This window comes from Flavivirga eckloniae (genome assembly GCF_002886045.1).
In the GTDB taxonomy this organism is placed as follows: domain Bacteria; phylum Bacteroidota; class Bacteroidia; order Flavobacteriales; family Flavobacteriaceae; genus Flavivirga; species Flavivirga eckloniae.
Genome location: NZ_CP025791.1, coordinates 4910402 through 4922832, shown reverse-complemented (window position 1 = coordinate 4922832; position 12431 = coordinate 4910402). Strand labels below are relative to the sequence as shown.

Sequence of the window (12431 nt, the reverse complement as noted above, 5' to 3'; positions counted from 1 at the left end):
ATTCGGCTCTGTGTTAACCCTAAAAGGTAGTGTCTTTTTACACGCTACGTTCCATACACAAGTCCGTTGTGCGTAAGTTGAGAATGGCGAAATCTGAAACAAAATTATTAATCGGAATTGGAATTCTGATTTTATTAATTGATATTTTCCTAATGAAATATTGGGTTAGTACAATTAAACCTGACCCATTTATGTCAATCGGACTGAAATCCTACAGACCTCGTATAATCGGGTTAAACGTTCTGATTGGAATTATTGTTTTCTTTTTCAAAAAAAGGCTTTCGATTTTATTCTTTGTAAACTCAATAGTTTGCTATTGGATTTTTTCATTTTTCTGGAATAACTGGATGGAAAATCATCCTTACTCACAGACGAACTATCATTTTAAAATTGAGAACAGAAATTTGAGATTAGATATTTCCGAAAATCCAAATACTTATGGAATTTATGAATTAAACCCAAATCCAACTGATTCTCTGAAAATAATAGAAATGGGTATGAATGAAAAAAAGGGAGATAGTATTTTATTAATCGGCTGGGAAAACGGAGAAACTTATGAAATGTTCTTTTACAATAACAAACTTATCGGATTTCCAGAAAACCCTAATGAAATTGAATTAAATAAAGTGGAATAAAAACCTATGCACAACAAAGTGTAAAATAATTGCTTGGTTCTTGCCTATTCGGAAAATCCGCAGGATTTTCCCCTGGTTTGTTCTATTTTTGTAAAGTTAGTTACTTAATCACGCAACTATCTTTACACAAACCGTTACCTGTAAGCGAATGAAGAAACTTTACATAATCATAATTCCGCTTTTATTGTTGTTTCAGACTATGTTTTCTCAAACGAAAGAAATAAAAGGAGACACCACATATTGGTATAAAAGAAATATTGAATTTCAAAAAACTTTGGACTTAAAAGATTTTGAAAAATCAGAAGGCGAATTCAATTTTAGATTTTGGAATCACGGACAAGTAATTGAAATTTCAAAAGACAGCTCTAAAATAAATGGTTCAATTGTCAATTATATTTATCATACTAAAAAGGCTAATAGAAGTCAAGCCGAAACCTTAACAAATAAAATACTTTTATCATCAAAACAATCAGAAGACATCTATAATATTGTCCAAAACTCTAAAATTTTAGAATTACCATCAGATAAGGATATCGAAAACTGGAATCAAGGAATGGACGGAATAACTTATATCATAGAACATTCCGATAAGAAAAACTACTGGCTAAAAAACTATTGGACACCATCTACACAAGACTCAATTCCAGAAGCAATAATTGTTTTAGATTTAGTTAAAAAGCTATCTGACACATTAAAACTACGAGAGGTTTATACTTCTTTTAAAAATACATTACCTAAGAAAGGTTGTTACAATTCTGGAGGAATGGTAAATATGTGTTATGTGTCAAATTCTTTGGAATTAGGCTATAGTGGAGCTACAAAATTACCTTTAGGATTTTACTCGTCTTATTCTGCAACTTATATTGGAAAAACAAAAATAAACGGAAGTACTTCTTTACAGTATAACTTTGACAATGATGGATTTCATCATCTGAATTTACAAATAGCCAAATGGAATATATTTCACAAAAATTCAAATTTTTCAGATTTTATAGCATATTATTATCAGAATAGAATTCTTAATATTAATGACACAAAAAATAAATTTGAAAATCATCAAATCAAATACGGTTTAAATCTCAAAAAAAACTTAGGTATAGGAATTGGATTAGACTATTTAAGCAGAAATTATGATAAATTTGGAAGTCATTTTTACGCTTCTAAATGGTTTTCAAAAACTAATATAAGTACGACTGTTTCGGCTTCAATATTTGACACTCGAATTAATTACAAAGCCGAAATTTTCAAATCAATTAATTTTAATAATCGATTTCCTGTGAATAGAATTTCTTTCGGAATAGCATATGAGGATTTTATGAGATATAAAGATTTGTACTTTAGTTTTCGAGTACTACTCTAAAAAAAGCCAGCAGGTAACAATGTATATAAAAAATAGAGCAAAAAGTACTAAAACAAAGGCTTGTTGTGCTTATTTGCAAAGTCCGCCATATTTTTAATTTGTATTTTAGAAAAAATAAAAATAAAATGAAAAATATGGCTAAGTGTAAAACCGAAAGTAAACACCTTATCAACTGCCCTACTTTTCATACACTAAACGTTAGCCATTATTTAGGTATGGTAAAGGCACATAGTTTACAAAGTTAAAGGGACATAGTTTACACTTTTTTAGGTTGTAATTTGAGATAAAAATCAAATTATCATGCCTTGGAAAGCAACTACAACTATGGAACAAAAAATTGAATTTATCTGTGAATGGAGAACTGGGAAATATACCATCACAGAATTATGCAAAAACTTTGGAATCTCAAGACCAACAGCCTACAAGCTGATTTCCAGATTCGAAAATCAAGGTTATGACGGTCTAAAAGAGCAGTCAAGAGCACCCAGAGAACATCCTAACGCTACGGGTGAGAATATTGTTAAAGCTATTATTAAATTAAAGGCTAAATATCCACGTTGGGGAGCTAAAAAAATCAGAATACTTTTGTTTAACGATTTCAATAAAGAAATAGTTCCTTCTGTGGTTACTGTCCACAACATACTCAAGAAAAATGGTCTGGTCTGTCCTCAAAAACGAATGAGAAGGGTCAAACCTGTGTTCCCTATTTTCGACCCCAAATCATGTAATGAAGTATGGAGTGCAGATTATAAAGGAAAGTTTTTAATGGGCAATAAGATCTATTGTCACCCGCTAACCATTGCAGATTCCAAAAGTCGTTTTTTGTTTACGGCTAAAGGGCATTATAAGGAAAACTTAAAGTCTGCTAAAACTGAGTTTACAAAGGTCTTTAGAAAGTATGGTATGCCTAAACAAATCCATACAGATAACGGTAGCCCCTTTGGTTCTGTAAGAGCCATCCAACGCTATACCCAACTCTCTTATTGGTTTATTGAACTTGGGATTACCCCTGTGTTTTCTGACCCTGCCCACCCTGAGCAAAACGGAAGGCACGAACGCATGCACCGTGACTTAAAGGCGGCATGTGCCAGACCTTCTGCTTATGATCTAAAAGCCCAACAACGCAGATTAAACCATTTTGTAAAGGAATATAATCACATAAGACCCCATGAGGCTTTAGGCATGAAAACACCCGCTTCTGTCCATAATTTTGAGACCAGACCTTTTCCCGAAAAAACACCTCTCTTTGATTATGATTTAGACCATAAAGTTCTTAAAGTAACTCAAAACGGAGCTATCAGATGGAGGTCCTATTATTGGGTATATTTAACAAGTGCTCTAAAAGGTAAATATGTAGGAATCCAAAATCTTGGTAACGGTATTTGGAAAGTGTTTTACAGAAACGTATTTTTAGGTTTCTTTAATGAAAATGAATTAAGAAATAAAAAAACTAACATAAGGTTAGAAACTAATTTAGTGTAAAGTCTAATCTTTAACTTGTGTAAACCATGTCTCTTAACGAACATTTACATACATATTTCTAAAATGAAAAAAATCCTAAATACTAAGTCAATTTTTATATCCTTGACTTTATTGGGACTCATTTCTTGTATAAGTGAAAAATTGGAATTGACTAAACTGAATTTTGAAAAAGATTTAATACCAGAAGGTATCGCCATCGACGGCAATTCAAAAAAAATATATCTAAACAGTCTAAAAAGCAATAAAATTGTAAGCAGTTCGCTCGACGGTAATAATCATAAAACTTTTCTAGAGACTAACAAATATAACTATTTAGCTGGTTTTGGAATGACAATAAAAGGAGACACTTTATATGCTCTTGGCAATAGTCTTACAGCAGATAAAAATGAATCAATACTTTTACTTCTGCAGCTTTCCTCAGGGAGTCTTATCGACTCCTACTCAATTGAGGACTCGAGTTTTCACTATTTAAATGATTTAGCCGTTAGTTTAAATAATGAAATTTTCATAACCGATTCAGAAAGCAATAAAATCTATAAAATTCAAAGGCCAAGTAAAACCATGGAAGTCTATTTGGATTCTGAAAAGATTCCCAACTCAAACGGAATTACTATCTCCAATAATGATGAATATTTGTATTTAGCATCAGGCAACGGAATTTGTGTTGTCAACAGAAAATCGAAAAAAATAATAAATGAACCTAAAGAAAATTATTCAGGTATAGATGGTTTAAAATTTTACAAAAATAATCTATATGGAATCGTGAATGGCTGGAGAGATAAATCAAAAAATGGATTGTTTAGATTTGACCTTAACAAAGCTCGAACCGAAATTCTGAGAAGTGAAAAAATTGTTGAGTTCACGAATAGTTTTAAAACTCCAACCACTTTTGACATCTTCGACGGAAACATTTACTTCGTAATTAACACCCAAATGGGCAATTTTGATGGGAACACAAATAAGATTCTGGACTTAAAAAAGTTGGAATCTTATAAAATGATGAAAATCAAGGCGGAATAAAACAATGGCTAACAACGCCTATAATTCATTGTGGCGGAATTTTTATCCGAAAATCCCTATCTTTCAACCAACGCATGGTTCTCCCGGAATGGTCCTAGCGGACAATTCCACAACGACACCATAGCCCAACCGTTACCCACAATTAAAAAATGAAACTAGCAGACCTGACAATTGAAAGTATCAAAGAGTTTATCTCTGGAGATAATGGATTAACGCCAAGTCTTAGCGGTCCAAATATTTTGAAACTTTTCAATCAAGTAGGCTTTAAAGATGTCTACAAGTATCAGGATGGTGGAATGCCTAAATCGTTAAGCAGAAATGCTTACGTTTTAGAAAAGCTATATGAAATAAATGGAACGAAAGAAATGATCAGGTTAATAGAAATAGTTTTTGACCCTAGATATTTTGCGAAGGACAATTCTAAAGACATTAGTACTGCAGTTGAAAAAATTAATCCACTAATCATTCAAGACGGATATCGATTAGAGGAATTGGATGGAAAGTTCAAAATCATTGGAGCTGACCTTCCAGAAGAAATAGAAGTAGAAATACATTTTGAAGAAATACAAGCACAAATAATTGAGCAAATTAGAAACGCTAAGTTTTCTATCTGGGTAGCTGTTGCGTGGTTTACAGATAAGATTTTGGCAAAGGAGCTTTACTTGAAACAAAAGGAAGGGTTAAACGTCCGAATTGTCGTCTTAGACGATGATATTAATAAGAAATATGGCTTCAATTATGAAAAACATTTTGATGCCAAACGAGTACCTAAAAAAGGGATTTATGAAAATATAATGCATCATAAATTTTGCGTAATTGATCTAAAAACAGTGATTCACGGATCATATAATTGGACAAACAAGGCAAGATGGAATAAGGAGACCATCTCAATTGACCAAAGTCGAGAGTTAGCAGACAAATTTGTTTCAGAATTTATTAAGTTAACAAAATGAGAACCAAGAAGGCAAAAAAATATGATCAGCAAATTGACCGAGAAATTGAAAAATCAGTAGCTAATTTTACGGAACACCTAATGTCAAACTCTAAATGGGTTCGCCTGATTGACAAATTTGTAGAGGAATCAAGTGAAGTTCAAAAAATCGAATTCAAAAAAGTTCAGAATGAGCAAATTGGAGAGATTTATTTAGAAGAAGATACTACGTACGGGTTTGATTATTGGCAAAATGGATTTGAGGGACATAATTCTCTTGGAGGTTGGTTAACTTTTAAAGAAATTGAGTATCTGATTTTCCCAAAAGTGATTAAGACTGAACCTTTAAAGAGTCAAAGCTTGGTAAAGATTAAAGAATTAATAGAAAGTGTAGGTAAATTTGCTCTTGACATTAACGAAGAAAGAATAAAATTAATTTGTTATCGATAATAAAAAAGTGGGTAACAATGTATAACAAATCATAGCCACCTATCGGCAGGCTACGATTGTTATACGAAACGTTGTAAGTAATACCGAAAAACCAATGAGAGAAACTTTTTTACTGATTTTATTCCTTTCTATTTTGTCGTGTAAATCAGATAATAAAGAAAATTCTTTAACGGAAACCAAAGACAGAATTGGAATAAAGAAATTCCAAATTATGGATGAAAATATCAAGGACAGTATAGTCGAATATATTAAAATTGATGGAAAAGAATACACTAATCAAATTTGGATAGTAGACAAGAATAATGATACGGTTGGAGGAAATTATTACGAAACCTATATTATGGATACAACAAAACTAGGAGAAGTAACTAAATTACAATTTACTTTAACCAAACCTACAATAAAATGGGAATCTGATATGTTTGTTGTACTTCCTTTAGAAGAGGATAAATTGGCAAAAGATTTTTCTAATCTATCTGAAATAAAACTTGATACGTTTCATAGCCTTAAAAATGACGGAATATCTAATGACAAATTATTGGATTTAGGTTTACCTTTAAATCACATTGCAGAATTTGGAATTGAATATTCTACATCTGGGAAAAAGAGAATTCGGGGTTTAATTGTTGAAAGAGGTAAATTAAATGGAAAAGGTTATGAGAGAAGATTATTTTTTGACAAATCTGTTTATGTTAAAGAATGAAAACATAAAGTACTACTTACAACATTGTATAAAAATAATGCTTAAGTTTAATCCTAAATCATAACGTTAGTGCGTATTTGGTCACTCTGATTTTCCTGCGGAAAATCCTCGGACACAAAACCGCACTATTCTTATACGTAACCGTTGTAGGTAATTTAAAGAACTATGAAACAAAAATTAGTATTGACATTTTTATTGGTTTTTTCAATAAAATCATTTTCACAAGATTCAAAATTTAGTGTTGTGGCTAATTATCCGATTGCAATAGGCGACAATTTTTTAGGACAGAATTACAATGGATTAGTTGACCTTGGAGCCAAATATATATTTTCGGAAAATGAAATAGTGAATATAGGAGCTTCTATAAACTTTGGTTTTTTTCAAAATTCAAAATCTGGCGCTACCGACTTAAATCAACTTTTTGACGTAAAAATTTTCCCGATACAACCTCGAATCTTTGCTGAACTCAATATTCCGAATTTAGAAAAATTTCACCCTCAAATTGGATTAGGATATTCAATAGTAATCTTTAATGCAAATTGGGCGGAAAATAGAAATGCAGATTTGCCTGCTGACATTGACGATAATGAGAATGGTTTTAATATTAATATTGGACTATCCTATGATTTGACTAACAAATTATTCCTGCAAGCACAATATGACTTTATAAAAATTGGAGTTGAGGATGGAGTTCCCGACACAAGTTACAATACGAATATTAATATTTTGAAATTTGGAATTGGATTGAAAATATAAAAAACCACCTACAACAATGTATAAAAATAATTGTGGTATAGTGCTTAATCAAAGGGCGTTAACTGATTTTCCTGCGGAAAACCCTCGCACGCAAACCCGCAACTATTCTTATACGTAACCGTTGTATGCATGTCATGGAAGGTTTGGAATGGATACAAAAACGAAGATTTTCCGGAAAAATATTGCCATAAAACCGGAAAAGAATCCAAGGGAAAGACTTCCATGAAAAATCCAATTTTAGAATAATCAAAATAATGAAAAAATTATATTAAAAAAATTTTAATACTCACGAAGCTATAGGGTATATACAACAATAGCCAGTCGATTGCCAAAGGAAAAAGTGATTTTATTTAAAGGGAGTGACTTTAGTTTTTTAACTTTTGAATCCGATTTTTTGAAAATTTCAAATCATCGACGAGCCACCAAGTTACCTCTGAAGTAATCTTTAGTATTATATAGTGTAACTTATATATCCATATAGCTTTTATCTATTTCCTACTATGCTATATGATTGCTTTAATTCAATTTTCTTGACTTAATTAAATTAAAATCATCATTGTCTTAGAAGATTATTCTATTTTTTCCTTCTAAATTAGGTATAAACCTCCACTCCCTCTCTTGATATGTTACTATTTCAGCTCCTTTATACTTTGTTTTCCAGTATTTAAAAAATTGCAGGGCAGGAACTATTATACTTTCAATTCGCTATCTATTGGTCTCAAAACTTCCTACGTTTATTTGACGATTAAAATCAAAGTTCTCCTTACTAGGGCTAAAAAGATTATCCTCAGAAAATCTCTTAAACTCATCAAATTATGGACTAAACATTAGTTTAAAAAAAACAAAACCCTATCATTCAATCAGATAGGGTTTTTTCTTGTGACCTCGACAGGATTCAAACCTGTAACCTCTTGAGCCGTAATCAAGTGCGCTATTCAGTTGCGCCACGAGGCCTTTTTTGTGGGTGCAAATATAGTATTTTTATTAAAACATCACCAAATTTTTATTCCAAATTTGTAATTCATTATTTTTGACTATGGAAAAGGAGTTACTATATCAAAAGTTCGGACATATTTTCGATGATGCCTTAATAAATGAAATCGAAAAAGTTGGTTCTATAAAAACATTTTCGAAAGATGATATTATTATAGATATCAACCAACCACTACAATATATACCTCTTTTATTGAGTGGGAACATAAAAATACTTCGAGAAGATAATGAAGGTAACGAATTACTTATCTATTTCTTAGAAGCTGGAGAAACCTGTACCATGTCGCTTACCTGTTGTATGGGTACTTTTAAAAGTAAAATTAGAGCTGTAGCTGAAAAAGATTCCAGCCTTATTATGGTACCTGTTCAAAAAATGCAAAAATGGTTTCATAATAATGAAAGTTGGCGCAATTTTATATTGGAAAGCTATCAAACACGGTTTGATGAAATGTTGGAAGCCATAGATAATCTTGCTTTCATGAAAATGGATGAACGCCTCTACAAATATTTAATTAATAAGGTTAAACTTCACACGTCTAATACCATTATTGTAAAGCATCAAGATATTGCTGAAGATTTACATACCTCGCGTGTTGTTATTTCTCGACTTTTAAAGCAATTTGAAAACGAAAAGAAAATAAAACTCAGCAGAAATAAGATTGAAGTTTTATAATATAAAATCAATTATTATCGGCTTGCCTTAGTTAGCAGGTTTTGGATATTAATAATCTCACCAAACTCAAAATATCATTAACACATTACTTACGTAACATTTATTACATAATAACCTTACCCTTAATCTTACATTTGCAATTAATAAAACAAGTATGGAATACATTTTAAACCCCTGGCCGTGGTATATTACTGGACCACTCATTGCCTTAGTTATGGCATTACTACTCTATTTTGGTAAAACATTTGGTATGTCTTCTAATTTAAGGACTATGTGCTCCATTATGGGAGCAGGAAAAGCTGCCACTTTTTTTAACTTTAATTGGAAAGAACAAAAATGGAACCTAATGGTTGTTCTAGGCGCCATAATTGGTGGTTTTATAGCAACAGAATATTTATCAAACGATAGTGCAACTGATTTAAATCCAACAACCATTGTAGAACTTCAAAATATGGGGTTTGAAGATTCAGGCACTACGCTAGTCCCTAATGAAATGTATAGTATAGAAGCTTTAACCTCTACAAAAGGGTTACTTCTTTTAATTTTAGGAGGTTTACTAGTTGGCTTTGGTACACGTTATGCTGGTGGTTGCACATCCGGACATGCTATAACAGGGCTTAGTAGTTTGCAAAAGCCATCCTTAATTGCTGTTATTGGCTTTTTTATTGGCGGACTAATTATGACTAATTTTATTTTACCTCTAATTTTTTAAGATATGAAATATTTAAAATTTTTATTAGTAGGGATTTTCTTTGGCATTGTTCTGGTAAAATCTGAAGCCGTTTCGTGGTACAGAATATATGAGATGTTTCGTTTTCAATCGTTTCATATGTATGGCATTATAGGAACAGCCATCGCTACTGGAGTCTTATTTCTTCAAATTTCAAAAAAAGGTATTATAAAAAGTATTAAAGGCGCCGATATTTTTGTTCCTAAAAAAGAAAAAGGAATTACAAGATACATTATTGGAGGTACTATTTTTGGGCTGGGCTGGGCGCTTATTGGTGCTTGTCCTGGACCTATGTACATATTACTAGGTACTGGTGTATATAGTATGATTATAGTTATTGTAGCGGCCCTTTTAGGTACATTTATTTACGGTGTTTTAAAAGATAAACTTCCTCATTAATGGATACCACATTACTCTTAGGATATATTGGCGCATTAATTGTCGGGCTCGTTTTAGGTCTAATTGGCGGCGGTGGCTCTATACTCACTGTGCCTTTATTAGTATATCTTCTGGGTTATAATCCCGTTGTTGCAACGGCATACTCGCTTTTTGTAGTAGGCACGTCCTCTATGGTAGGCACGTATCAAAAACATAAAAAAGGATTAGTAGATTTTAAAACAGGGTTGGCATTTTCGTTCCCATCATTTATTGCTGTTTATTTATCCAGACGCTATCTAGTACCAGGCATTCCTGATACCCTTTTTAGTTTTGGTGAATATACGCTTACCAAAGAAATGGGGATTATGATATTTTTTGCCATAATTATGGTACTCGCCTCCTTTTCCATGATAAAAAAGGAAAAAAAGAACGGTACAACATTACCTTCTCAACCATATTATAAAACATTTATTCAAGGTTTAATTATTGGAACAGTAACCGGTATTATTGGTGCTGGCGGCGGATTTTTATATGTGCCCGCGCTGGTAGTTTGGGCAAATATTCCAATGAAAAAAGCCGTAGGAACTTCATTAATTATTGTAACCATTAATTCTCTAATTGGCTTTATTGGAGATGTTCAAACATTAGAAATTGAATGGCCATTTCTCCTTTTCTTTACACTTATTTCCATAATAGGAATTATTATAGGTGTATTTCTATCAAAATTTATAAGTGGAAAGAAACTTAAAAAAAGCTTTGGCATTTTTGTTTTAATAATGGCTGTTTATATTATTTATAAAGAAAGTGCTATGTGACTTTAGTCACAAAACGAATCGTTTAGGTTTCGTAATTTTGGAATGTCTTAATTTAAAAGAGATTCTGTCTAATTAGAAATACAAAAAATAGATTGATGAAAATAGAACAAATTTATACAGGGTGCTTAGCTCAAGGAGCTTATTATATTGAATCTAATGGAGAAGTAGCCATTATTGATCCTTTACGTGAAACGCAACAATATGTTGATAAGGCCGAGAAAGAAAATGCCAAAATCAAGTATATTTTTGAAACCCATTTTCATGCCGATTTTGTTTCTGGTCATGTTGATTTAGCTAAAAAAACAGGAGCAACTATTGTTTTTGGTCCTGGAGCAGAAACCGCTTACGACGCCCATATAGCAACAGATAATGAAACCTTTAAAATAGGAAATATTACCATTAAAGTATTACACACACCAGGACATACTTTGGAATCATCTACATTTCTTTTAATTGACGAAAACGGAAACAATCATGCCATTTTTAGTGGAGACACTTTGTTTTTAGGAGATGTAGGACGCCCGGATTTGGCAATTAAATCCGATTTAACGAAAGAAGATTTGGCTGGTATGTTATATGATTCTTTACGAAACAAAATTATGCCATTAGCCGATAATATTATTGTATATCCAGCACATGGTGCGGGCTCTGCTTGTGGTAAAAATTTAAGCAAAGAAACGGTTGGTCTTTTGGGAGATCAGAAAAAAACAAATTATGCTTTAAGAGCAGATATGACCAAAGAAGAGTTTATAGAAGACGTTTTAGATGGTATTCCACCTCCGCCTCAATATTTTGCAAAAAATGCCATGATGAACAAATCTGGCTATGATAATTTTGAAGCGGTTCTACAAAAAGGCGATACCGAATTAACACCTGAAGACTTTGAAGCGATTGCAAACCAAGAGGATGCTTTGGTACTAGATGTTAGAAACGAAAAGGAATTTGTAAAAGAACATATTCCGAACTCTGTTTTTATTGGAATTAATGGTGGATTTGCGCCGTGGGTAGGTGCTTTAATTACTGATTTAAAACAACCTATTCTATTAATAACACCAGAAGGAAAAGAAAAAGAAACTGTTACCAGATTATCTCGTGTTGGCTACGATAATACTCTTGGCTATTTAAAAGGAGGTATTCAAGCATGGAAAGATGCCGGTAAGGATATTGAAACCATAGAATCTATTTCAGTAGATGAGTTTAGTAACCGCTTTAAAAGTGGCGATATAACCACCCTTGACGTTAGAAAAGACGGTGAATATAAATCAGAGCACTTGGAAGGCGATTCTGTGCAGCATTTTGCCTTAGATTATATTAATGACAACATGAATGCTATAGATAAAACCAAAACGTATCATCTGCATTGTGCTGGCGGATATCGTTCAGTTATCGCAGCATCTATTTTAAAAGCAAGAGGGTTTGATGTTATAGATATTGCCGGAGGCTTTGCAGCTATTAAAAAAACAGATTTACCAACAACTGCGTTTGTTTGTCCATCAACGTTATAA

The 12431-nt window shown here is 32.2% G+C and carries 13 protein-coding genes and 1 tRNA gene; 13 read left to right on the top strand and 1 reads right to left on the bottom strand.

The window, feature by feature from the left end; all coding sequences use genetic code 11:
- Positions 1–83: 83 nt before the first annotated feature.
- From C1H87_RS20240 to C1H87_RS20205, 8 genes are all read left to right on the top strand, one after another.
- Positions 84–635 (top strand): hypothetical protein, encoded by a 552-nt coding sequence (locus C1H87_RS20240; RefSeq protein ID WP_102757555.1) that lies wholly within the window; start codon positions 84–86, stop codon positions 633–635.
- 148 nt (positions 636–783) lie between these two features.
- Positions 784–1995, top strand: coding sequence for a hypothetical protein (locus tag C1H87_RS20235; protein ID WP_158655303.1), 1212 nt, complete (start codon positions 784–786; stop codon positions 1993–1995).
- 300 nt (positions 1996–2295) lie between these two features.
- On the top strand, positions 2296–3477 hold the full coding sequence (locus tag C1H87_RS20230; RefSeq protein ID WP_102754320.1) for an integrase core domain-containing protein: 1182 nt from the start codon (positions 2296–2298) through the stop codon (positions 3475–3477).
- A gap of 63 nt (positions 3478–3540) precedes the next feature.
- Positions 3541–4497: a hypothetical protein gene (locus tag C1H87_RS20225; RefSeq protein WP_102757553.1), complete on the top strand. Its 957-nt coding sequence runs from the start codon at positions 3541–3543 to the stop codon at positions 4495–4497.
- 149 nt (positions 4498–4646) lie between these two features.
- Positions 4647–5450, top strand: a complete 804-nt coding sequence (locus C1H87_RS20220) for a phospholipase D-like domain-containing protein (RefSeq protein ID WP_102757552.1) — start codon at positions 4647–4649, stop codon at positions 5448–5450.
- Positions 5447–5878 (top strand): hypothetical protein, encoded by a 432-nt coding sequence (locus C1H87_RS20215; RefSeq protein WP_102757551.1) that lies wholly within the window; start codon positions 5447–5449, stop codon positions 5876–5878. Before C1H87_RS20220 ends, C1H87_RS20215 begins: the two co-directional genes overlap by 4 nt.
- 94 nt (positions 5879–5972) lie before the next feature.
- Positions 5973–6581, top strand: coding sequence for a hypothetical protein (locus tag C1H87_RS20210; protein WP_102757550.1), 609 nt, complete (start codon positions 5973–5975; stop codon positions 6579–6581).
- A 165-nt stretch (positions 6582–6746) separates the two neighbouring features.
- Positions 6747–7337, top strand: a complete 591-nt coding sequence (locus C1H87_RS20205) for an outer membrane protein (RefSeq protein WP_102757549.1) — start codon at positions 6747–6749, stop codon at positions 7335–7337.
- An 880-nt stretch (positions 7338–8217) separates the two neighbouring features.
- Here the strand turns inward: C1H87_RS20205 and C1H87_RS20200 are convergent.
- Positions 8218–8291, bottom strand: a tRNA-Arg gene (locus C1H87_RS20200).
- An 82-nt stretch (positions 8292–8373) separates the two neighbouring features.
- Between C1H87_RS20200 and C1H87_RS20195 the strand changes: the two genes are divergently transcribed.
- The 5 genes from C1H87_RS20195 (at position 8374) to C1H87_RS20175 (ending at position 12431) form a co-directional block, all read left to right on the top strand.
- Positions 8374–9003 carry a Crp/Fnr family transcriptional regulator gene (locus C1H87_RS20195; RefSeq protein WP_102757548.1) on the top strand — a complete coding sequence of 210 codons (630 nt, stop codon included), beginning with the start codon at positions 8374–8376 and terminating at the stop codon, positions 9001–9003.
- A gap of 154 nt (positions 9004–9157) precedes the next feature.
- A complete protein-coding gene (locus C1H87_RS20190; protein WP_102757547.1) occupies positions 9158–9715 on the top strand; it encodes a YeeE/YedE family protein in 558 nt (185 codons plus the stop codon).
- Between the two features lie 3 nt (positions 9716–9718).
- The gene (locus C1H87_RS20185) at positions 9719–10132 is read left to right on the top strand and encodes a DUF6691 family protein (RefSeq protein WP_102757546.1); all 414 of its coding nucleotides are present in this window, start codon (positions 9719–9721) and stop codon (positions 10130–10132) included.
- Complete coding sequence (locus C1H87_RS20180; protein WP_102757545.1) at positions 10132–10926, top strand: sulfite exporter TauE/SafE family protein; 795 nt, start codon at positions 10132–10134, stop codon at positions 10924–10926. Before C1H87_RS20185 ends, C1H87_RS20180 begins: the two co-directional genes overlap by 1 nt.
- Positions 10927–11021: 95 nt before the next feature.
- Positions 11022–12431: an MBL fold metallo-hydrolase gene (locus C1H87_RS20175; RefSeq protein WP_102757544.1), complete on the top strand. Its 1410-nt coding sequence runs from the start codon at positions 11022–11024 to the stop codon at positions 12429–12431.

Coding starts and splice junctions, on each gene's coding strand:
- C1H87_RS20240 (WP_102757555.1), top strand. CDS start 84: ATGGCGAAATCTGAAACAAAATTATTAATCGGAATTGGAATTCTGATT.
- C1H87_RS20235 (WP_158655303.1), top strand. CDS start 784: ATGAAGAAACTTTACATAATCATAATTCCGCTTTTATTGTTGTTTCAG.
- C1H87_RS20230 (WP_102754320.1), top strand. CDS start 2,296: ATGCCTTGGAAAGCAACTACAACTATGGAACAAAAAATTGAATTTATC.
- C1H87_RS20225 (WP_102757553.1), top strand. CDS start 3,541: ATGAAAAAAATCCTAAATACTAAGTCAATTTTTATATCCTTGACTTTA.
- C1H87_RS20220 (WP_102757552.1), top strand. CDS start 4,647: ATGAAACTAGCAGACCTGACAATTGAAAGTATCAAAGAGTTTATCTCT.
- C1H87_RS20215 (WP_102757551.1), top strand. CDS start 5,447: ATGAGAACCAAGAAGGCAAAAAAATATGATCAGCAAATTGACCGAGAA.
- C1H87_RS20210 (WP_102757550.1), top strand. CDS start 5,973: ATGAGAGAAACTTTTTTACTGATTTTATTCCTTTCTATTTTGTCGTGT.
- C1H87_RS20205 (WP_102757549.1), top strand. CDS start 6,747: ATGAAACAAAAATTAGTATTGACATTTTTATTGGTTTTTTCAATAAAA.
- C1H87_RS20195 (WP_102757548.1), top strand. CDS start 8,374: ATGGAAAAGGAGTTACTATATCAAAAGTTCGGACATATTTTCGATGAT.
- C1H87_RS20190 (WP_102757547.1), top strand. CDS start 9,158: ATGGAATACATTTTAAACCCCTGGCCGTGGTATATTACTGGACCACTC.
- C1H87_RS20185 (WP_102757546.1), top strand. CDS start 9,719: ATGAAATATTTAAAATTTTTATTAGTAGGGATTTTCTTTGGCATTGTT.
- C1H87_RS20180 (WP_102757545.1), top strand. CDS start 10,132: ATGGATACCACATTACTCTTAGGATATATTGGCGCATTAATTGTCGGG.
- C1H87_RS20175 (WP_102757544.1), top strand. CDS start 11,022: ATGAAAATAGAACAAATTTATACAGGGTGCTTAGCTCAAGGAGCTTAT.